Genomic DNA, 18,988 nt, shown 5'->3' on the forward strand with positions numbered 1-18,988 from the left:
TTATAACAGCGATGGAGGGATTTGTGAATGATTATTAGTTATGTAGAGGTTGAAGGCTTCCGTGGATATAAGGAGCTTCAACGGTTGAATTTTACCAATGTTAATGAAATTACGGGAGGTAACGGACGCGGTAAGTCGTCCGTTGCTGAAATTATATCTTTCGGATTGTTAGGTGTGGACAAGCAAGGTAAAGAACGCGGCGCGGATCGGCTGATGAATCAAAGCTGTACTGAGTTTCGCATTATCATCAATGGGCATATTGCCGGTAAAGAATTTGAAGTGGATCGACACGTCATTAAGTTGAAAGGAAAGACGGAAAACCGGATTCTTCTCAATGGCGTTCAGAGCGCTCAGGATCAAATAGATAGCTTGATTGGGAATCGCAGGCACTTCATGGCTTCATTTCTGCCCAAATTTCTTTTGGGAATGACTGATAAGGAACTGGAGGAAGAGATTGTACCTCTTATCCCAATCCCTAAACAAGAGGATGTTATTGCCTTGTTGTCAGAAGACGAGCCGGAAGCGGCTATTTTGTTAAATGGCGCGAGTTTAATTGACCCTAACTTTTATATAAAGAACCAGAATGTGTATTTGAAAGAACAAAAGGAAGAACTCATTCGCTTAAACGGTAGCCTGGATGAGGTGAACAACATTCTTAAATCAGAAATACTTGATCCAATCGTTATAGATAAAAGCGGAATTGAGTCTTTAAAGCAAACAATATCTTCTATTGAGAGCCTCAAACCCCAATTACTTGACGTTCAATCTCTGGAAATAGATAAGAAGCGGCTTATGACCAAATACGCTGATTTGCAACGAGGATTGAATTTTGATGAACATTTCATCAATTGCGATAAATGCGGTCATGAAATCAATTTGAATACTGATCAGGAAAAACGAAATTCCGGCATCACCGAGCAACTGGTTGAGATCAAGCATAGCGAACAAGTTCTAGATAAGGAAATAGAGTCAGCAATTCTGGCTAATAAAAAGGCAAATGAGGAATTCGATACAGTGAATTGCGAAACGCTCAAGGAGCTTTACGCCGAAATGGATATGCTTGAAAAGAACCTTGAAGTGGCACAACAACATAACATGCGTGTTCAGGTTATGAAAGAAAATCATATTAATGCAAAGCAGAGGCGCACTGAAATTATTGCTCAAAAAGGAATCGCTGCAAAGGTAATTGAGAACACGGAGAAGCTAATCAAAGCAGCAAAGGCCTACAATATCAAGCGTTGCTCTTTACAAGTAGAGTCCGTTTCCAAACATCTTAATCGTTCATCAATCCGATTATTCGAATTGGTTAAGAGTACGGGGGAAATGAAGCCTGCATTCAAAGCGGAATTTGATGGTAAGGAAGTAAGGCTGCTTTCAACATCGGAAGAAATTCACTGTTTCTTAGAATTTTCCAAGCTATTCAGAGAGGTGACTCAAACTAATTATCCGGTATTTGTTGATTGTGCAGAGTCGATTGAAGATTTTGAAAAACCTGATACCCAATTGTTTGCTGCTCGCGTCGTGCCGGGACAATCTTTATTGGTAAATGGGGAGGGAGTCATTTATGCCTAAACAAGAAGAGGTAGCAGAACTTAGCAATTATGAATTACTTATGCAAGCAGCCGAAGGGCTTGAAATTACACTTCCGCTTCAAGCGCCATTCACTCCAAATGATATTAATAAACTAATGCCCCTGCTTCGGATGCCTTTGGATGATACAGCGATCCAAAAGGCCAAATCCACCGATACTGGTAAAACTTATGACTCAGTCGGCTACTCCTATCAGGCCCATGTTGATCGCATGAATTGGGTATTCGGGGCAACAAATTGGGATTGGGAAATTATCAATCTCAAATCGGAAGATAGCGTTACCTCAAATAATTATGTTAAGTACGTTTACTCAGCTGAAATCAAACTGCTGCTGGGATATATGGTTTTTAATGAGGCTGAACAGGCTTGGAAATGGCTTACGGTGTACGGCCTGCCACCAATTCCCACAGGGCATGAAAGCGTAGAAGAAGATTCGGCGCATAAAGGGATGGTCACAAAGGGGATTAAGCGGGCAACATCATTTTTGGGTGTTGGAGCTGACGCTTACCTGGGAGTTCTGGATGATGATTTGGTTACAGGAGCAGAACCAGGTGACAGGATGCAGACACCAAGATATATGAAGGAAAAAGTAATAGATTCAGCCGGTTACCTTAAGCTTAAAAATTTAGCAGCGCTTAAAGGATTAGACGTTGATACCAAGCTTCGGGAATTCTACAAAGTGGAATCTGAGGGGCACATAACAAACGATCCAGCTAATTTGACTAAGACAGAGGAAAGAGAAGTGAAAGGGTATCTACTAAAGCTTCCAGATGTCATTCTGAGTATTGAAGAAGCTGGAGAGAAGGTCGTTCAGGAGCACGACGGAAAAACAGAGGATGGACAGGATAGCCACCCTAAAACCTTAGCTGAGCTTATGGCTGCCGATGAGGAAATCATACGTGCAATTGCCTCGGAATTTAGTTTTCAATTGCCGGATACCTTAACGGATCGAAATAAATCAGCAATTTGCAAAACACTCGCCCAACTGATGGGCTTGAAATAAGGGGAGAAATACATGCTTAATCGAGTCATCCTTATTGGACGCCTTACACGTGATCCTGAGCTCCGCTATACACCAACTGGAATTGCAAACTCATCTTTCACAATAGCAGTTGACCGTCCGTTTACGAGCGGTCAGGGCGAGCGTGAAGCGGATTTCATTCCGGTAGTCACGTGGCGTCAGCTAGCCGAGACATGCGCCAACTACTTGCGCAAAGGCCGCTTAACGGCGGTTGAAGGTCGTATTCAGGTTCGGAACTACGAGAACAACGAAGGCAAGCGCGTCTATGTGACGGAAGTAATCGCTGACAATGTCCGTTTTTTGGAATCCAACAAGGATGCGGGCGGGAATCGTAGTGGCGGGGACAATAACAATAATCGCGGCCACTCGCGGAACGATAACCATGATCCATTCACGGATAATGGTAGACCAATAGATATTTCTGAGGATGATTTGCCATTTTAAAAGGCGGGAGGAATGGCTGTATTGAGTATACAGAAACAATATACACTTGGAGAGCTTTACAGTCTGGCAGACTCATGCAGCCATGACTATCCAGTTACACTGGCGAAGAAAATTGACTATCTTACTGAGGTTCAAATCCTTCTTGGCCGGAAGGCGGCAGAAGCAGTAAGAGAATACAAGCGAAAGTATGCAGAGAGAAAACGTGTTTATGCCGAATCATATCTAGCTTCAATCAAGGACAAGGCGCAGCGAGCTGAACTGGCCGTCGCCAATCTCAGATTAGAAGAGGCTGATCTTGAAGCGGATAAAGTACGCTGGAACAACGCTTTTGAATCCAATGGTGAGGTAATCAATTCACTAAAATATAGTTTGAAAGTTCTATTGGCAGAGGTTAATAACCCAGCTAATGCAGTTAGATAGGAGGTTTTTCGTGAAAACGAATGAGCGTGTATTGGAATTTATCAAGTCTCATATCGCTTCCGTTGGCTACGCACCAACACTTAGGGAAATACGTGATGCAGTTGGCTTAAACTCCATAGAGACGGTACACGGGCATCTATTGCGCCTTGAGGCTAGAGGGATTATTGCACGCAAGAAAGGTACGCCACGATCAATTACCATACCGAGCAGCGCTGGAAAGGAAGAAGACGATGGCAACGTATAGGCAGGTTCAAACAAGCTTTTGGCAGGATGGTTTCGTTCTATCCCTTACTCCAGAAGAAAAGTATTTCTATATCTATTTAATGACCAATAGCAAGACCACTCAATGTGGAATTTATGAACTGCCGAAGCGTGTTATTGAGATGGAAACTGGATATAACCGCGATACAGTGGATAAATTATTGAATAGATTTGGAGAATATCAAAAAATAGTTTATTCGGAAAAAACACAAGAAATTATGCTGCCGAATTGGTTGAAATATAATTCAATAAACAGTCCAAAAGTGAAGCTTTGCATAGAAAAAGAGCTTAAAACGGTGAAAAACAGAGATTTTGTCGCTTCATTTTATGAACTATGCAAGGAATATAAATATGATCTTGATACTGTATCGATAGACTTGGGGGAAGAAAAAGAAAAAGAAAAAGAAAAAGAAAAAGAAGAAGAACAAGAAAGAGAAGAAGAAAATAAAACAAATGCGCCTGCGGCTCCATTTGACTCTTTTTGGAACATATACCCAAGGAAAGCTGCTAAGAAAGATGCAGAGAGCGCCTTTAAGGCTTTATTAAAAGCAAAAGAATCGGTCTCGGATATTATGATTGCAACAACGAATTACGCTTCGCAGGCACAGGGGAAGGAACTTGAATATATCAAGCTTCCAGCTACGTTCCTGAGGAAAGAGCGCTGGAAGGATTACTTGCAAACCGATATTAAAGTTTTTAGCACAACCGAACATCCACTTCCGCCTGATAATCCACCTGATAAGCCTTCCTTAACTGCTTTATTCTCTAGGGGGTGAGGGGGTGGACAAAAATATCGAAGCAGCAATACAAGCGCAGAAAACACTTGATTTGCAGCGCTCGCGAATGGGTTTGGATGCAGGGAGTAAACAAATTGACGGCGCAGTCGCTGGGATTGTTGGGCTTGTTCAGAAGCTAGACAGCGATAACCAGGCTCTAGGCTTACCAGATCCAAATGCTCAAGAATTCTATGATTGCGAGCAATGCGGTAATAGGGTTGAGCGATACTTATTCAAATTCAACAAGAGATACTATTTCCCGGCATGCTCCTGTGTGGTAAAAGCAAGGGATGAATGGGAAGAGAAGCGGGAACGGAGAAAACGCAGGATTGAGATGGAGCGTACATTCCGCCAGAATCTCATGAACGAAGATTTAAAAACTGCACGTTTCGATACATTCATTCATCGAGCAGGCACAGAGTTAATGTATTCGGATACGAGAGCATTCGCTGACAAGTTCCAAACAGCTAAACATGGACTTCTAGGCTGGGGCGGTGCTGGAAACGGAAAGAGTCATCTCTTTGTATCAATTCATCACCAGCTTAGTGATGAAGACCACGTTTGCTTGTTCCTTGAGTGTCAGAGACTTTTCAACCTTGTCGAGGATGCGAAGAAATACAGCAGCAAGGTAAGCGTGAACGACATCATCAACGCGGCGGTGAATTGTGACCTTCTCACTCTGGACGAGCTTGGAGCTGGGAAGCTTACTCAGGATGAATTCACCGATGTATTGTTTCCTATCATCAACGGGCGGCAAGGTAAATTGACGAATTACACGACAAACCTGAGCTTGGAAGAGCTTCAAAAATGGTTTGCATACGACAAGTACGGTAAGCCATTGGATGATAAAGAGCGGCTTCTGGATAGGATATTAGGCTCCTGCAATATTATCCAAAATACAGCTTCATCAAAGCGGCAGGAAGATGCTATTAAGAGGATGCAGCAGCCGCGATAAAAGGTTTCAAAATAACTATTGGGGGATAGGGCCATGAAATTTAGCATAGACAAGCATTACCTTATAGACCCGCTGAAAAAAGTAGCCAGCGCGCTGCCAAGTAAAGCAATGATACCTATACTGTCAGGGATTTTGTTTGCCGTGGATGAGAACGGATTAACCATGACGGCTGGTAACGGGCATGTATTTATCAAGTCGGTAATCGGATTGGATGATTTTGAGGCAAACAGGCCTGGCTCCGTAGTTCTGGATGGGAAAAAGGTTTTAGAAATAGTGCAGAAGTCTGGATCTGACATAACCTTCGAAGCAAAAGGATTAGAAATGACAATAAAGAGCGGTTCGAATAGGTTCAAATTGACGGGTATAGAATCGGAAGATTTTCCCGAGATCCCAGTTGTCGATGGGGAAGCTGTTACTTTAACTGGAGAAGCTTTCAAGAAACTGGTACGTAAAACCGTATTCGCAACAGCTGGTGAAAAATCAGGATCGCCGATACTGACAGGAGTACATTTTCAATTTACCGATGGAAAGGTTCAAGCCACCGCAACTGATAGAATTAGGATGGCTAGGACACATTTGGAAAGCGAAACAACATCTCAAATATCAACGGTGGTCAGCCGAGAAAGCTTGAATACTTTCATTAAAATCGCACCCGATGATGGGATTAATTTCACATTCGGAGCATATGGATTTTTAGCAGAAATGAAGGAGCTTGTATATTATTCAAGGGTTTTGGAAGGAGAATTCCCGGATCTTGATCGATTAATTAAAATCTCACACAAATTAACAGCGCAAGTAACGACTAGGAGCATGATTTCAGCGCTAGAAAATGTAGATATTATTGCAAGTTCGGATAGTGTCCACAAAGCAAAAGTGACGATTTCTAAAGAAATGATGATTGAATCCAACACAGAAGGTGGAGATGCTGCAGTATCTGTTGATCTCCTGCAAGTCGAGGGTGATGAGATAACAACCGTATTTAATATTGAATTTGCTTTAGATGCTTTAAAGGCATTGGATTCACAGCAGGTCGTTCTATGCTTTGAGGACCGTCTTAAACCATTTACAATCCAAGGGCCAGAGGATTCAAACGATCTTTATATCATTTTGCCTTATCGGACTCATTAATGAGTAAGTACAATGCAAAGAAAGTCATTGTAACGGCAGATGGAACACTATTCGAGGAAGCACTAATCAAGAAATACAAACTGGATATAACTGGTGTGCGCTTCGATAGTCAGATGGAGGGCGAATACTACCAAGAACTGCTGCGGCTACAAAAGGATGGAGTTGTCACCGAGATTACATGCCAACCCGTTTACGTCCTGCAGGAAAGTCCTTCGATCAAGTACATTGCTGATTTCCTCGTCACTTATGCTGATGGTCAGCAAGCAATTATAGATATAAAAGGTGTGGAGACTCCTTCATTTCGAATCAAAATCAAACTTTTCAATTCGAAATTTCCTGATTTGAAATTGCATCTTATAACAAAGAAGCGCGGGAAATGGTTGGGACTGGATGAGATAAAAAAAGAGAAGGCAGCTATGAGGAAGGCAGAAAAAGAATTACTACAAAGAGTGTCCAAACAGAGAAAGGGTGTTGTAAATGGTCGTAACAAACAGCAACTTAGCAGAAGGAATTGAAATTAAATTCACTGTCATTAAAAACGAGGATATCAAGTTGCATTTAGACGATCATGACAGAAGCATTCTTTCGAGTTTGCTTTGGAAGGTTGATCAAGCTCGTTTCCTCGAAGGGAAAGATATTAATACTTACTTGGTCGCCAACATCGATGAGCCGTATGCGCCAGAAATTATTGAAATCTTCCAGCGTCATGGGCATTGGGGTATTGCGACCGATCCTAATCAAATCGAAGCTATCCTTGATGACGGCTTCTTAAAACTACCAGCCTATCACATGGGGGATTAATCAATGAAAACCGAATATACGGCAGCATATCTGTTTGGCGGTATAGGTGGCGGCGCTCTTGGCTTCAAAGGAGCGCGTGCAGAGTACATGGGTAAAATCGCGAGTTTTAGAAGCCTTGTAAGCATTGATGCCGATCCGGTTGTATGTGCCAACTATGAGCGTATAACGGGCGGAAAGGCCGTCCAAATGGACTTATTTGACCGACAGCAGTATACAGACTTTTTTGGTAAGGAGCCTCCAGAAAACTGGCATGAAGCTGAACCATGGGACATCTGGCGGGCGTTTGGAGAGCAAGTTCCGGATGTAATTTTTACTTCACCACCATGCAAAGGATTCAGCGGGCTGCTGCCAGAGAAATCGGCTAGCACCAAGAAATATCAAGCTTTGAATCTACTTACCATCCGGGGAATCGATATAGCGTTAGCAGCATGCCGAGACTACGGCGGAGAACTACCGGCATTGTTTCTTCTAGAAAACGTTCCACGCATTAAGACGCGGGGCAAGAAAATATTGGAGCGCATCAAGGCCACACTTAAAAAATACGGTTATGTAGTTAATGATGAAACCCATGATTGTGGTGAGATTGGTGGGCTTGGGCAGCATCGTAAGAGGTATCTGCTGATCGCCAGAAACGAAAGCCGCATGCCTGCATTTGTTTACAAGCCGGAGACTAAACCGCTAAAAACGATCGGACAGGTAATAGGTGATCTGCCATTGCCGGGAGACGAGGTTAACGGTGGTCCAATGCACCGCCTGCCGATGCTGCAACGCAAGACGTGGGAACGACTCGCCTTTATCCCTGCTGGAGGAGACTGGCGAGACCTTGAAAAGGTAGAGTTCGAGCGATATCGCCTAGAGCATGAACCGCGAGCTGGAGCATGGGCTGTAGATGAGTGGGACGCAACAGGTCGGACCGTAACAGGTGGCGCAGGAGTGGGTAGAAGTAACGGGTTATCAGCGATTAACGACCCACGAACAGGATTTTCAGAGGGTACACATCGATCAATCTACCGAGTGTCGAAAGCTGATAAGCCGGGGCCAACCGTAACCGGGGCAGCGCGGCCAAACAATGGTTCCTTATGCGTTGGCGATCCACGACTTAAAGAGCGTGAGAGCCGTCATGGTAGCGTGTATCGTATCGTTCGAGATGATCAACCAGCTCCATGTGTTACCGGTACACGCTTCGGCAGCGGGGCAATAGCAATTGCTGATGCTCGCGCTGCCGATCCGCGATTAAACGTTCGCGACGGTAGGTATCCAGGCACATACCGGGTTGAAGACTGGCAGGAGTCGTCTAATACAATTCTCGGTCAAACCGATGTACAGTGCGGCGCTCCGTCTATCAATGATCCTAGACTTGGCTGCGCTCCACGCTCAGGGACATACGGTGTTCAGGAGTGGGACGAGCCAGCGAAGACCGTAACCGGTTCAGGGGATGTGCATTCAGGTAATTCAGCTATTGCAGATCCGCGAATGCCGGAATATAACGAGGGTTGCATCATGATCATTATTGCGGAGGACGGGACCTGGCACAGGCCGCTAACGACTTATGAACTCGCTGCGCTTCAGGGGTTCCCGAGTAAGCTTCCAGACGGTAGGCCATTTCAAATAGAAGGCTGCAAGGACGCAAAGGCACGGGAATATGTAGGTAATGCCGTTCCGCCTGATGCTGCACAAGAGATGGCAAACGTCATTTTGATGGCTATGGTCATGTCTGCAGCTGGAGAGACATTCATCTTTACTCATCAGGACATTTGGGTAACGCCGAATGATACAGCGGAGAGGGTGTTAGTGCACTGATGGATAGCACAGTCCTAGCCTTAAAGAAAATACGGAGTCATATTTTAATCGATGAGTACCGGCTTCATCAGCTCATTGCAAAAGAATTGGACGTTGAAGGCATCTCGTATCAAAACGAGTTCCTTCTCGGACCAAACAATAGAATTGACTTTTTAACGGACAACGGAATCGGTATTGAAGCCAAAAAAGGTAAGCCGAATGAACAAGCAGTTTTCAGGCAACTTGAACGTTATGCTGCTTTTGACCAGGTATCGGGCTTAATCCTTGTAATAGAACGCTATATGGATTTACCAGAAACAATAAATGGCAAACCTGTTGTATCAATCGGATTAAGAAAACTATGGGGCATAGCCAGTAGATGAGGTGATGAGCATGCAAGCTTTAGAGTTACCGGATTACCTTCGGCAGCCGAAAGAGAGCAATCATTATTACGGCACATTGAAATATGAGACAGTAACAAATAGTTGGATTATTGAAGGCGAGCCCGTTGTATGTCAGGCGGCTAAACGGATGTTTCCGGGAGCGGAAGGTCGTCATAAAGGAATTGCAAGATTTAAGTCGAGCAAGCGCACAAACGGCGATCTTAATTGGTTAATGATGCGATACCCATTAAAAGTTATCGATCAAGAAAAATGGCAGCAAGATTATACAGTTGCCAAGGAATATGTACTCAAGCGGGAAGCAATCAGGATGGCCCCTCAAAAAGTGGAGCCATCGCCATTGATCTTTAAAGGTTCACTGACAGAGTTCCAAAAGGAAGGAGTAGCTTTCCTTTCGAATAATGCTCCGACACTTTTGGCGGACGATATGGGGCTTGGCAAAACCGTTGAAGCACTGGCTTGGATCGCAGCTCAAAACAAGTTTCCTGGCATTATAGTCGTTCCCACAAGTGTGCAGGCACAGTGGCGTAAACAAATCATGAACTTCATTCATCCACAGCCGTTGCCTACAGAGATATCATTATTTCCTGATGAAACTAAACTTGCTTGCGTCGAGCACAGGAAATGCCGTGGGATTATCCGGCACGCCTGTGTACAACGGCGGGGGTGAAATCTGGAACGTCATGAATATCCTTGAACATCAATGCTTAGGAGATTGGGGCAGCTTCACGCGGGAATGGTGCTATGGTTATGGCGAAATGACAGTAACCGATCCAGAACTGCTAGGCGAGCATTTGAGGCGGGAAGGCTTAATGCTAAGACGCACCAAAGAAGAAGTTCTCTCTGAACTTCCGGCCAAACGTCGAATTGTTCAGGACATTGATTCCGACGAGAAGACATTTACAAGGGAAATGAAATCAGTATTTGAACTAATTGAGCGGTACGACACGATTGCCGACCACTTTGAGAAGGGACGAGCTAAACGCGAAATAGGAGAACGAATGAGAAGGGCTACAGGCGTTTCTAAAGCTCCATATGTGGCGGCATTCGTTAAGATGCTCCTCGAAGCTGGTGAAGCTGTCGTGCTATACGGATACCATCATGAGGTATATGAGGTATGGCTGGAAGAGTTGAGCAAATTCAATCCGGTTAAAGTTACTGGTTTGGAAACGGCCAAACAAAAAGAAGAATCGAAGGATAAATTCATTAAAGGGGAAACAAGCCTTATTATTATTTCGCTGCGCGCTGCAGCCGGTATTGATGGACTCCAACATCGAGCAAATATCAATGTATTCGGAGAGTTAGATTGGTCACCAGGTATCCATAGCCAGTGTGAGGATCGGACGCATCGGATGGGCCAGAAAGATTCTGTCATTAGTTACTATCTTGTGTGCGGTAATGGCAGCGATGAGCAGATGATGGAAGCGCTTGGGTTTAAGACAGCTCAGTTTGCTGGGATTATGGGAGAGAAAACGGAAAGCGAAGAAGATCGGGCGATAGCACAAACGGAGGTTGGCAAGCATCTGGATAAGGTTATAGCCAAACTCAAGAACAAAACAAAAGGAGCATAGGAGGGATTACCCTTCTTGCTCCACCTTAAGCTCAATTAGCTCGTTAATATTTTTTAAACCAAATGCTTCAGCAATTTTTTCTAAATGCTCCCTATTAATCGATGTCCTCATGTTGTTACATAACTCACTTACTGCTGCTCTTCTTAATCCTGTTATTTCTGCTAAATGCTTTTGAGTCCAGCCTTTTTCATCGATCAACTCTTGAACCCTAATATATATTTGTGCCAACACTAACACCACCTATTCATTGATAATATCACAGACAATGAAATTACGCAATTTCGTATTTGGGTATTGACGTTACGACATAACGGAAATATAATGTGATTATAAATACTAAATAACGAAATTAAGTAATTATGAAGGAGCAATCATATGCCCATTGGAAAAATGACGGAAGATGAAGCAAAGGATTATGTGGAAAACAAGCTCAAAAGATTATGGGAAGACAGCGCTCAGTATGTACGGGAGTGTCCATGCTGCGGAATGTGGGTCGATGTTGACGACTACAGCGGCGATCTTGATAAATGCGATGGATGTTAGTATCAGGGATTTTGCCTCACAATTAGCTGGCGAGCAAACGCATAGGAGGTTGTTTAGATGTTAAAAGCAACAGGAATAGTTCGTAAGGTAGATGAATTGGGCCGAGTGGTCATTCCAATGGAGCTTCGCCGTACTTTTGGAATCGCAGAAGGCGATCCGCTAGAAATTTTCGTGGACGGTGAGACCATCGTCTTCCGTCAATATAAGCCAGGTTGCGCTATAACTGGCAGCCAAGATAACCTAATCAGCTTCGAAGGGAAGCTATACAGCCGCGAAGCAATTCAGCAACTGGCTAAGTTACTCTAACCGCCTGATGAGCTGCCAGAGGGAAACTGGCCGAAAGCATATCGTGCTAACTCACGATATGCTCGCGGTAATCCGCAATATAAATTTGGAGGGGATTAGTCATGTTAAAACGAGTTTTGAAAATATGTGGCAAAAAGTTTTTTTGGGTGAAATGGTTCGGAGAAAAAACGAGAATGGTGACTTTTAGGTATCAAGAAGAATTTTTTGTTCCGATGGCTATAGTTATTAAGCAGCAGTTCCACCCAGTCCCACACACTTACAACAGATTAACGCAGAAGGGTATTCGTGGATGCTAAAACTTATTTACCAAAACCGCCTGATGAGGCTGGAGGGAAACCAGCCGAAACGCTGTGAAGCGTCGCGGATATCCGCTGCAATTAAATACAACGTCCTTAGTGGGGCAGAAGGGAATTCAGATGATTCGTGCAAGGGTATATGAGGAGCAACAGGGTGGTTCAATTATGGACCATGTTCAGTATTTTACGGACGAGCAAGCAGTTGATGCATTTCGTAAGGAGACAGGATGGCGCGTTGAAGTTTTAAAGGAGCCAATCGAAAAAATTGTGGCAAGTGGGGGAGTGGCTTTTATAGTAACGCTGGAAAAAGAAAATCGACTTCCAGTAATAAAATTGGTTAGCCGCCGCGAAGGTATTAACGCTAAATTCTGTCCACATGCTCGCACTGTAAGCGGTAAAGGGAGTAGGAAGTACGTAAAGGAGATAACCGCCGGATTCGATAAGGCCATGGCTTTATGGAAACTCGAAGGGTTAATAGTTCTCCTTGATCAAGGTAAAGTATGAAGACAAATATTGATCGGATTAGGTTCTATTTTCGAAAAGCAATGCAGTTTGCTATGATACCGTTTCATAAACGGAAGCTTGGCTCATTAAGGTATCACAGGTTGATCGCCTACAAAGAAGCTATGAATAAAAGGATTCATGAAGAGAGAGCTTCTAATCGAACTAAATAGATTGAATATTCTGATTTTTATGTGTTCAGGAAACTTTTCCTTGGCGCTATGAAAGGATTGCTATGAAGAATATTAACTTAACGGAACTGGATGATCTGCCTATGGAGGAGCGGGAAGCAATATGGTGCATATCATCAAAGGGCTTAAGCCGTATGAGCTGCCAGAAGCGAACTTTTACATTATTCATTATGGATTGTTGCGCGGATGGAAGCAGGCGCTTCCAGATTATCAATTCGAGTTTTCTGTTTTTGATGAGATTCAGGAATTACGGCATGCTGGCACAGAAAAATACAGTGCAGCCTCTGCATTCTATGCAGCGCAGTCGGTACTTCCAATCCGGTTTTCGGCAGAAGAAAGAGCGCGGCATTACGATGTTTTGGCAACTGCGGGTTATATCGAAAAGCTCTAATCGTTCAGAATCCGTAGTACATCCGCATTAGATGTGGATGACAATAAAAGTAGAAAAACAACAGAAAAGAGGTGAGCAAGGTTGATGTTTCCAAAGCCGGTAAAGAAGGAAAAAGGAAAGAAGCCATACAATAGCCTTCAACAGAAAAAGAAGGCGAAGAAGCCTTTGTTGGAGTGGAAACAGAACATCCTTGCTCATCATCTTACTAAAGCAGAAGTAATGGACGGTGATGATTTGACATCTAAAGCGTTTAAAATCTGTGGTGATTGCAAATGGTCAGGATTAACGCCTGTTAGAACAAAGAATTGTCCTCAATGTCTCGGAAAGGGAACTTTAGTCAATAACCCTGAAGGTTTGAAGAAGACAAAAGAAAGACTTTGCCTTTGCGGCTGTGGAGGAAAGGTATACACTCCTAAGCGGTTTGTTTCCGGTCATAACGGCCGATTGAATTCTAAGGAAGGCACATATCGGCGCGATGGAAGAGCGTACACGATGATTCACTGCTCTGAATGTAAAAATGATTTCGAACGTCGTGCAGATCAGGTGAATCGTCATGGGAGCAATAATTATTGCAGTAAAGTTTGTATGGGTATTGCTCAAAGTGGAAATCGGTTAGGTGTTCCTATCCCCGCATTGTTGAAAGGAAAAACTAAACAGTGCAAACAATGTTCCAAGGATTTTTATGCCAAACGCAGTTACCTTAAACGGAAGAATGGGAAATTCTGCTCCAAAGATTGCTATGGGAAGTGGCTCATAGATCACCCTATAAAGAATTTCATTAACAATTCTTTAGATAATCGCGGAAGTAAGAATGGTCGTTTTAAACATGGCAAGAGGGTGGGGCATCATATTTCAAAACAATCAGTTAGGAAAACAATATTTGAAAGAGATGGGAACTGGTGTCTTGCTTGTGGAAGACCCGGTCCAGGATTGCATCTTCATAGGGTTATTTATGGTTCACAGGGTGGTACGTATCGAACTGATAATTGTGTTTTGCTTTGCGCTGAACACCATGAAACTATTCATTCAAACAAGAAATTATGGCAACCTTTCCTATTGGCTTTTTTAGCAACTTCTCACACTAACCCAGAAATTACTAGGGAAATCAGATGGGATGTTTCAGACAAGCTTCAAATTGTAGAATTGACAAAAAAACTTGATTTGTATGTTGCTGCAGCTGTATCTGGGGGTCACTTTAATGATTGAGGTGATAGAAGATGGATATTTTTCCTGAAGAACTACATCAAATGGTGATCGATAATCTTAATCTTGTTCGTAAGATAGCCCGTCGTATGAGTTGGCGGCTGCGAGATCCAGCTCTCGACTATGATGATCTATTTTCAGCAGGCTGCATGGGATTGATGCTAGTTCTGCGATTAGAGTACCTCGACATATAGGGCAGCTAGCAGAACGAATCAAACGAATGGATTTAGCATCAATAAATTCAGCTGATCTGTCGGCGCAATTTGGTTGTCCTGTGGAGTACGTGGAACACGCTAAATATTATTTGCAACTGCGAGTGGTGTCTGCGGAAGGAAAAGATGATATGAAATATAGCTTGATAGACTTGTATGCCAGTAAGGAGTTGGATACATCCGAAGTAGTCGTATCTGATTTTCTAAGCCAGTTTCCCGCATCTGGACGCACTCACAAACGTGGACAGATGGTACAACTTATGCTTAAAGGATTGAACGCTTCTCAAGCTGGAAAACGTCTGGGAATAACCAAACAGGCGGGACATGCACATGCATTGGTTATTCGCAAGGCTTGGATTAATTACGAAACAAAATGAAAGGAGAAGAAATATGAATACCATCATCCACCTTTCAGGCAAAAGTTTCGCACATCGTAGTCAAAGGAAGAACTGCTTTCGTTTGAGGAATAAAAGAAAAAACTAAAAACCGTCCAAATGGACGGTGTCGATTATGAGGTTGTCCCTAGGTATCGCTATGATAACCCGTGCTACCATTACACCAACTCTCCGCAAGCCACCAGGGACAACAAGATAATGATTGCGCTCATTAGCAACATTCCCTTCTTAGATAAAGCTTCTAAAAGGTTGGCAACTGCAGCACTTACTAGTCCAGCATAGAGACTTAGCAAGTACACGTTGTGTTCTAATAGAACCGCCAAGCAGGAGAGCATTGGAATCGAACCAATTCCGGTGGCACATGAAAGTGTCGATCCCAATTTTACTGTAGACCAGACCAAAAATCAAGACTGCAGACAGAGAAATGGATAGATGAGAAAACCTCGCCTTTTTGCTTCTAAGCAAAGGCGAGGAGGATTTTCTTTAGAGTTAATTTACTAAGTCGAAGTCACCACAAATGTAATTTACTCCTGTTAAAGTTCAATGTTGAATTCCCCTAATTTATGTTTTGAAGAAAAGATAGGTTCTTTGGCCCAAATCTCTCCCTTAACATAGGCTGATGGGGTTATACACGCTTCGATTTTTTTGAAATATACTTTCACACCAAGCCATTCAGCTATTGAAACATCGCTATCACTATAACATACATTTCCTACAGTAATACAATTCTCGTATTTAACGTCACCATCATAAGACACGACTATACATATTTTGTCGTTATCTTTAATAACAGCAGCAATTTTAAATTTAGACCAACTAGGCCAATCAATTCTTAACAAGGATTCCAGTTCATCTGATTTTAAAATAGTTTCGTTTTTGATACTCACTTTTAAATTACCTCCATATTATTAGTTTTTATTTGCATTCAAACATGCTTAAGTATGTGCAAAAGACAAAAAAAAAATTCATTCCGAGACCTTTTGTAGGTGAAAATATGATCGTTCTAGTCATGGGTCTAGGCAAACAACTTGCCTAGTAGATAATTTCTTCTTGCCATCAAATAAATATGAGGAGAGTGTACAAATGGGCAACAAAGTCACGGAAAGTCAGCTTGAACAAATCAAGCATGCGCTTGGATTAAATTACAGCAAAGAGGCTACGCGGAATCTCTTTTACACTGATGCGAACAACAAGGAATGGAACGATCTTGTGGAAAGGGTCTTCGCTATAAAGCGCCCGGGTTGGGACGATGAATCAGCATATTACAGCGTAACGGAAGCTGGTAAGCAGTTAGTTTAGGGGCTATAGCTCCATACAGAGAGGAGGACACACCAAATGAGCGCACCGCGCATCTTACACTACCCCGGCAGCAAGTGGTCAATGGCCGATTGGATTATTAGCCACATGCCGCCGCATAAGACTTACTTAGAACCATTCTTTGGTTCAGGAGCGGTGTTCTTCAATAAAGAACCAGTCCCCTTAGAAGTGATAAATGACTTGGATGAAAATGTTGTGAATCTATTTCGAATCATTCGTGATCATCCAGACGAATTGGCCAGATTAGTAAACTGGACGCCATATAGCAGACAGGAATATTACGAATCATACGAACTAGAAGGAATCGATGATTTAGAGAGAGCCAGACGTTTCCTAGCTAAGCAATGGATGGCTCGGGGAGCGAGGAGCAGCGATCGAAATGGATGGCGTCATATCATCGACCATAACGGCCCGAGGCCGGTGAGGCAGTGGAATGAAGTCCCAGATAAAATCATGCGGTTAACTAACAGGTTGAAAACTGTACAGTTGGAGCATCAACTCGCTACTCAATTGATATCTCGATATGCAAGGCCCGAAGTGCTTATATATGCCGATCCACCCTATGTACTTAGTACAAGAAGGGGGCGTATGTACAAATGCGAAATGAACGAGGCTGATCATGTTGAGCTATTAGGAACTCTGGATAAACATCCGGGACCAGTTTTGTTAAGTGGGTATGCATGCGAGTTATATGATGACTTGCTGGGACATTGGCGGCGAGAGACGAGAGTTGCGCAAGCGGAATCGGCGGAGAAGCGAGAGGAAATTCTTTGGATCAACCCAATAGCAGCACAATATGGGCAGCAGAGCTTATTTTAACCCCCTATAGAGGGTAAAGGAGGCGGACACACGATGGCAAAGCGATTGAAATTCGCAATGTGGAAAGATCAGGACGGAAACATCATGTCACGATTTACGGATGGCCGCGGTATCAGCACCGACTCATACTGGAGCAGCCCGCCTGCTTCAATAGACCACGTAGGGCCGGAGTATTTAAAACAGCGGCACAGGCACCCGAATGTGGCAAATAAAAATCATGACGAGTTTATCAAGCAGCGGTACAAGGATGAAATGATTCACTTAAAAGAGTAGGCCTGCGGGTCTGCCATCCAATACAGGAGGGAACAAACATGAAAGCTATTACGATCATACAGCCATGGGCTACGCTCATAGCTCTTGGTGAGAAACGTTTTGAAACGCGCAGCTGGACGACGAAACACCGCGGGCCTATCGCTATCCATGCTGGTAAGAAGGTAGACAAAGAGGCTTGCGAGTCAGAGCCTATTAAATCAACGCTCGCTAAGCATGGTTATACGGCAGACAACCTGCCAACGGGAGTTGTTGTTGCAATCACGCAGCTGAGAGAGTGTTGGAAATGGGATGACCACGACAAAGTTCTGTTGCGGAAGCGTCCAGATATCGAATATGAGGTGGTCGGCGTTGTCTATAATCACAAAGTGATCAGCGACACGGAAAGGTCGTTTGGCTGGTATGATGACGGCCGTTACGCATGGGAGCTTACAGAGGTTCAGAGGATTGCGGAGCCGATCCCAGCCAAGGGGCAGCAAGGGCTCTGGAATTGGGACGGTCAGGCTAACGGGTACTAGGAGGACACTTAATAGATAGGTGGTGTTTGGTATGGGTTGTTCAGCAGCAACTGGAACAACATGCTCAATAACTGGCGACAGATGCATGTTTTTTATACCCAGCGGCAAGGCTTGTGCAGCAATATACAACGAAGGTCCCGATACTAGCCATGATAGATGTGAAGAATGTAAGTTCTTTTACTTAAAAGATGGGAAACGGTGTTGTACGTCTAAGCCGTTTTTTCATGAGCCACGAACGGAATATTTGGACGATGACCTAGTGAGTTGTGGTGGGTTTGAAAGAAAAACCGACACAACATATTGAATAATAGGGAGCGTGAATGAATTGGATCTCAAAGTACAGATTGCAGATTTGAATGAGCGTCGTAATTTGTTAGAGCAACTGGTCGGGTATGGTGACCTTATGGCAGAGGCTATTGAAAAAGGGGATTTGGAACGCTACGAAAAAATGGAACGTGATTTTAATAGTATCGTTGAACAACTGGAGTTCGTTGGAAAGCGTACGTAACGTATTGAAAACTCCGAATGTTTGTGGTTAATCCATACTACGAAGGAAAGACGAAGGGGTGAAAATGATTGGCATACACAGTCGAATGGAGTCCATTGCTCAAAAACGATGATTTAAAGCGTAACATGGCCAGGCTTCATGTTACTTTTATGACCCTTGGTTTTATGTCTATTGCTCAGGTTTTAAAAATCGTGATTATTAGCGTTGACAGAGTGGAAGTTTATACGAACAATGGTCAGATTTACTCTTACTGTGCAAGCAACAAACACAATGACCGCTTGGAGCAGTTTGAAGTAAAAGGACCATGCGAGTCTAAGGTGTAAGCTACCGAAGCCAAGTAATTGAATGAATAATCTTAGGTCGGACTGTCT

Annotated in this window: 28 protein-coding genes; 26 read left to right on the top strand and 2 right to left on the bottom strand. The window is 43.4% G+C overall.

Features of this window, described 5'->3' with window-relative positions; all coding sequences use genetic code 11:
• Positions 1–27: 27 nt before the first annotated feature.
• Genes AC50Y5_RS08790 through AC50Y5_RS08855 form a run of 14 tightly spaced genes read left to right on the top strand, consistent with a single transcriptional unit; the run spans position 28 to position 11,147 of the window.
• A complete protein-coding gene (locus tag AC50Y5_RS08790) occupies positions 28–1,572 on the top strand; it encodes an AAA family ATPase (protein ID WP_494859885.1) in 1,545 nt (514 codons plus the stop codon).
• Entirely contained in the window at positions 1,565–2,593 is a 1,029-nt protein-coding gene (locus AC50Y5_RS08795) for a hypothetical protein (protein ID WP_494859887.1), read from the top strand. The genes AC50Y5_RS08790 and AC50Y5_RS08795 overlap by 8 nt, the downstream gene beginning before the upstream one ends.
• 12 nt (positions 2,594–2,605) lie before the next feature.
• Positions 2,606–3,055, top strand: a complete 450-nt coding sequence (gene ssb, locus AC50Y5_RS08800; protein WP_494859889.1) for a single-stranded DNA-binding protein — start codon at positions 2,606–2,608, stop codon at positions 3,053–3,055.
• A gap of 12 nt (positions 3,056–3,067) precedes the next feature.
• Complete coding sequence (locus tag AC50Y5_RS08805) at positions 3,068–3,475, top strand: hypothetical protein (RefSeq protein ID WP_494859891.1); 408 nt, start codon at positions 3,068–3,070, stop codon at positions 3,473–3,475.
• Between the two features lie 10 nt (positions 3,476–3,485).
• Positions 3,486–3,719, top strand: coding sequence for a LexA family protein (locus tag AC50Y5_RS08810; RefSeq protein WP_494859893.1), 234 nt, complete (start codon positions 3,486–3,488; stop codon positions 3,717–3,719).
• Positions 3,706–4,512 (top strand): LvrA C-terminal domain-related protein, encoded by an 807-nt coding sequence (locus AC50Y5_RS08815; RefSeq protein ID WP_494859895.1) that lies wholly within the window; start codon positions 3,706–3,708, stop codon positions 4,510–4,512. The genes AC50Y5_RS08810 and AC50Y5_RS08815 overlap by 14 nt, the downstream gene beginning before the upstream one ends.
• 4 nt (positions 4,513–4,516) lie before the next feature.
• Positions 4,517–5,467, top strand: a complete 951-nt coding sequence (locus AC50Y5_RS08820; RefSeq protein ID WP_494859896.1) for an ATP-binding protein — start codon at positions 4,517–4,519, stop codon at positions 5,465–5,467.
• 33 nt (positions 5,468–5,500) lie between these two features.
• Positions 5,501–6,595, top strand: a complete 1,095-nt coding sequence (gene dnaN / locus AC50Y5_RS08825; protein WP_494859898.1) for a DNA polymerase III subunit beta — start codon at positions 5,501–5,503, stop codon at positions 6,593–6,595.
• Complete coding sequence (locus tag AC50Y5_RS08830; RefSeq protein WP_494859903.1) at positions 6,595–7,110, top strand: DUF1064 domain-containing protein; 516 nt, start codon at positions 6,595–6,597, stop codon at positions 7,108–7,110. Before dnaN ends, AC50Y5_RS08830 begins: the two co-directional genes overlap by 1 nt.
• A complete protein-coding gene (locus AC50Y5_RS08835) occupies positions 7,073–7,396 on the top strand; it encodes a hypothetical protein (protein ID WP_494859906.1) in 324 nt (107 codons plus the stop codon). The genes AC50Y5_RS08830 and AC50Y5_RS08835 overlap by 38 nt, the downstream gene beginning before the upstream one ends.
• A 3-nt stretch (positions 7,397–7,399) precedes the next feature.
• Positions 7,400–9,196 (top strand): DNA cytosine methyltransferase, encoded by a 1,797-nt coding sequence (locus AC50Y5_RS08840; protein ID WP_494859908.1) that lies wholly within the window; start codon positions 7,400–7,402, stop codon positions 9,194–9,196.
• A complete protein-coding gene (locus tag AC50Y5_RS08845) occupies positions 9,196–9,558 on the top strand; it encodes a hypothetical protein (RefSeq protein ID WP_494859910.1) in 363 nt (120 codons plus the stop codon). The genes AC50Y5_RS08840 and AC50Y5_RS08845 overlap by 1 nt, the downstream gene beginning before the upstream one ends.
• Positions 9,559–9,568: 10 nt before the next feature.
• Entirely contained in the window at positions 9,569–10,246 is a 678-nt protein-coding gene (locus AC50Y5_RS08850; RefSeq protein WP_494859911.1) for an SNF2-related protein, read from the top strand.
• Complete coding sequence (locus tag AC50Y5_RS08855) at positions 10,206–11,147, top strand: SNF2-related protein (RefSeq protein WP_494859913.1); 942 nt, start codon at positions 10,206–10,208, stop codon at positions 11,145–11,147. Before AC50Y5_RS08850 ends, AC50Y5_RS08855 begins: the two co-directional genes overlap by 41 nt.
• Before the next feature lie 6 nt (positions 11,148–11,153).
• Here AC50Y5_RS08855 and AC50Y5_RS08860 read toward each other — a convergent pair whose 3' ends face one another.
• Complete coding sequence (locus AC50Y5_RS08860) at positions 11,154–11,375, bottom strand: helix-turn-helix domain-containing protein (RefSeq protein ID WP_494859914.1); 222 nt, start codon at positions 11,373–11,375, stop codon at positions 11,154–11,156.
• A 147-nt stretch (positions 11,376–11,522) separates the two neighbouring features.
• On the opposite strand from AC50Y5_RS08860, the gene AC50Y5_RS08865 reads away from it, so the two are divergent.
• The 6 genes from AC50Y5_RS08865 to AC50Y5_RS08890 all read left to right on the top strand — a co-directional run bounded on the left by AC50Y5_RS08865 (position 11,523) and on the right by AC50Y5_RS08890 (position 15,167).
• Positions 11,523–11,690 (top strand): hypothetical protein, encoded by a 168-nt coding sequence (locus AC50Y5_RS08865; RefSeq protein ID WP_494859916.1) that lies wholly within the window; start codon positions 11,523–11,525, stop codon positions 11,688–11,690.
• A gap of 57 nt (positions 11,691–11,747) precedes the next feature.
• Complete coding sequence (locus tag AC50Y5_RS08870; protein ID WP_494859918.1) at positions 11,748–11,996, top strand: AbrB/MazE/SpoVT family DNA-binding domain-containing protein; 249 nt, start codon at positions 11,748–11,750, stop codon at positions 11,994–11,996.
• 416 nt (positions 11,997–12,412) lie between these two features.
• A complete protein-coding gene (locus AC50Y5_RS08875; protein ID WP_494859920.1) occupies positions 12,413–12,796 on the top strand; it encodes a hypothetical protein in 384 nt (127 codons plus the stop codon).
• 291 nt (positions 12,797–13,087) lie between these two features.
• Positions 13,088–13,375 carry a hypothetical protein gene (locus AC50Y5_RS08880; RefSeq protein ID WP_494859921.1) on the top strand — a complete coding sequence of 96 codons (288 nt, stop codon included), beginning with the start codon at positions 13,088–13,090 and terminating at the stop codon, positions 13,373–13,375.
• Positions 13,376–13,459: 84 nt separating this feature from the next.
• Positions 13,460–14,581: an HNH endonuclease gene (locus AC50Y5_RS08885; protein ID WP_494860680.1), complete on the top strand. Its 1,122-nt coding sequence runs from the start codon at positions 13,460–13,462 to the stop codon at positions 14,579–14,581.
• A gap of 217 nt (positions 14,582–14,798) precedes the next feature.
• A complete protein-coding gene (locus AC50Y5_RS08890; protein WP_494859923.1) occupies positions 14,799–15,167 on the top strand; it encodes a hypothetical protein in 369 nt (122 codons plus the stop codon).
• A gap of 551 nt (positions 15,168–15,718) precedes the next feature.
• On the opposite strand, the gene AC50Y5_RS08895 is transcribed toward AC50Y5_RS08890, so the two are convergent.
• Positions 15,719–16,072: a hypothetical protein gene (locus tag AC50Y5_RS08895; RefSeq protein WP_494859925.1), complete on the bottom strand. Its 354-nt coding sequence runs from the start codon at positions 16,070–16,072 to the stop codon at positions 15,719–15,721.
• Positions 16,073–16,268: 196 nt separating this feature from the next.
• Here AC50Y5_RS08895 and AC50Y5_RS08900 point away from each other — a divergent pair, with 196 nt between their 5' ends.
• The 6 genes from AC50Y5_RS08900 to AC50Y5_RS08925 all read left to right on the top strand — a co-directional run bounded on the left by AC50Y5_RS08900 (position 16,269) and on the right by AC50Y5_RS08925 (position 18,940).
• Positions 16,269–16,484 (top strand): hypothetical protein, encoded by a 216-nt coding sequence (locus AC50Y5_RS08900; RefSeq protein ID WP_494859927.1) that lies wholly within the window; start codon positions 16,269–16,271, stop codon positions 16,482–16,484.
• Between the two features lie 36 nt (positions 16,485–16,520).
• Positions 16,521–17,321: a DNA adenine methylase gene (locus AC50Y5_RS08905; RefSeq protein ID WP_494859929.1), complete on the top strand. Its 801-nt coding sequence runs from the start codon at positions 16,521–16,523 to the stop codon at positions 17,319–17,321.
• Between the two features lie 33 nt (positions 17,322–17,354).
• Positions 17,355–17,594, top strand: a complete 240-nt coding sequence (locus AC50Y5_RS08910; RefSeq protein ID WP_494859931.1) for a hypothetical protein — start codon at positions 17,355–17,357, stop codon at positions 17,592–17,594.
• Between the two features lie 38 nt (positions 17,595–17,632).
• On the top strand, positions 17,633–18,109 hold the full coding sequence (locus AC50Y5_RS08915; RefSeq protein ID WP_494859933.1) for an ASCH domain-containing protein: 477 nt from the start codon (positions 17,633–17,635) through the stop codon (positions 18,107–18,109).
• Positions 18,110–18,434: 325 nt separating this feature from the next.
• On the top strand, positions 18,435–18,617 hold the full coding sequence (locus AC50Y5_RS08920; RefSeq protein ID WP_494859935.1) for a hypothetical protein: 183 nt from the start codon (positions 18,435–18,437) through the stop codon (positions 18,615–18,617).
• Positions 18,618–18,685: 68 nt separating this feature from the next.
• On the top strand, positions 18,686–18,940 hold the full coding sequence (locus AC50Y5_RS08925) for a hypothetical protein (protein ID WP_494859937.1): 255 nt from the start codon (positions 18,686–18,688) through the stop codon (positions 18,938–18,940).
• Positions 18,941–18,988: the final 48 nt, after the last annotated feature.

This window comes from Paenibacillus sp. JT22N7 (assembly GCF_059383875.1).

Coding starts and splice junctions, on each gene's coding strand:
- AC50Y5_RS08790 (WP_494859885.1), top strand. CDS start 28: ATGATTATTAGTTATGTAGAGGTTGAAGGCTTCCGTGGATATAAGGAG.
- AC50Y5_RS08795 (WP_494859887.1), top strand. CDS start 1,565: ATGCCTAAACAAGAAGAGGTAGCAGAACTTAGCAATTATGAATTACTT.
- ssb (WP_494859889.1), top strand. CDS start 2,606: ATGCTTAATCGAGTCATCCTTATTGGACGCCTTACACGTGATCCTGAG.
- AC50Y5_RS08805 (WP_494859891.1), top strand. CDS start 3,068: ATGGCTGTATTGAGTATACAGAAACAATATACACTTGGAGAGCTTTAC.
- AC50Y5_RS08815 (WP_494859895.1), top strand. CDS start 3,706: ATGGCAACGTATAGGCAGGTTCAAACAAGCTTTTGGCAGGATGGTTTC.
- dnaN (WP_494859898.1), top strand. CDS start 5,501: ATGAAATTTAGCATAGACAAGCATTACCTTATAGACCCGCTGAAAAAA.
- AC50Y5_RS08830 (WP_494859903.1), top strand. CDS start 6,595: ATGAGTAAGTACAATGCAAAGAAAGTCATTGTAACGGCAGATGGAACA.
- AC50Y5_RS08835 (WP_494859906.1), top strand. CDS start 7,073: ATGGTCGTAACAAACAGCAACTTAGCAGAAGGAATTGAAATTAAATTC.
- AC50Y5_RS08840 (WP_494859908.1), top strand. CDS start 7,400: ATGAAAACCGAATATACGGCAGCATATCTGTTTGGCGGTATAGGTGGC.
- AC50Y5_RS08845 (WP_494859910.1), top strand. CDS start 9,196: ATGGATAGCACAGTCCTAGCCTTAAAGAAAATACGGAGTCATATTTTA.
- AC50Y5_RS08850 (WP_494859911.1), top strand. CDS start 9,569: ATGCAAGCTTTAGAGTTACCGGATTACCTTCGGCAGCCGAAAGAGAGC.
- AC50Y5_RS08865 (WP_494859916.1), top strand. CDS start 11,523: ATGCCCATTGGAAAAATGACGGAAGATGAAGCAAAGGATTATGTGGAA.
- AC50Y5_RS08870 (WP_494859918.1), top strand. CDS start 11,748: ATGTTAAAAGCAACAGGAATAGTTCGTAAGGTAGATGAATTGGGCCGA.
- AC50Y5_RS08875 (WP_494859920.1), top strand. CDS start 12,413: ATGATTCGTGCAAGGGTATATGAGGAGCAACAGGGTGGTTCAATTATG.
- AC50Y5_RS08880 (WP_494859921.1), top strand. CDS start 13,088: ATGGTGCATATCATCAAAGGGCTTAAGCCGTATGAGCTGCCAGAAGCG.
- AC50Y5_RS08885 (WP_494860680.1), top strand. CDS start 13,460: ATGTTTCCAAAGCCGGTAAAGAAGGAAAAAGGAAAGAAGCCATACAAT.
- AC50Y5_RS08890 (WP_494859923.1), top strand. CDS start 14,799: ATGGATTTAGCATCAATAAATTCAGCTGATCTGTCGGCGCAATTTGGT.
- AC50Y5_RS08900 (WP_494859927.1), top strand. CDS start 16,269: ATGGGCAACAAAGTCACGGAAAGTCAGCTTGAACAAATCAAGCATGCG.
- AC50Y5_RS08905 (WP_494859929.1), top strand. CDS start 16,521: ATGAGCGCACCGCGCATCTTACACTACCCCGGCAGCAAGTGGTCAATG.
- AC50Y5_RS08910 (WP_494859931.1), top strand. CDS start 17,355: ATGGCAAAGCGATTGAAATTCGCAATGTGGAAAGATCAGGACGGAAAC.
- AC50Y5_RS08915 (WP_494859933.1), top strand. CDS start 17,633: ATGAAAGCTATTACGATCATACAGCCATGGGCTACGCTCATAGCTCTT.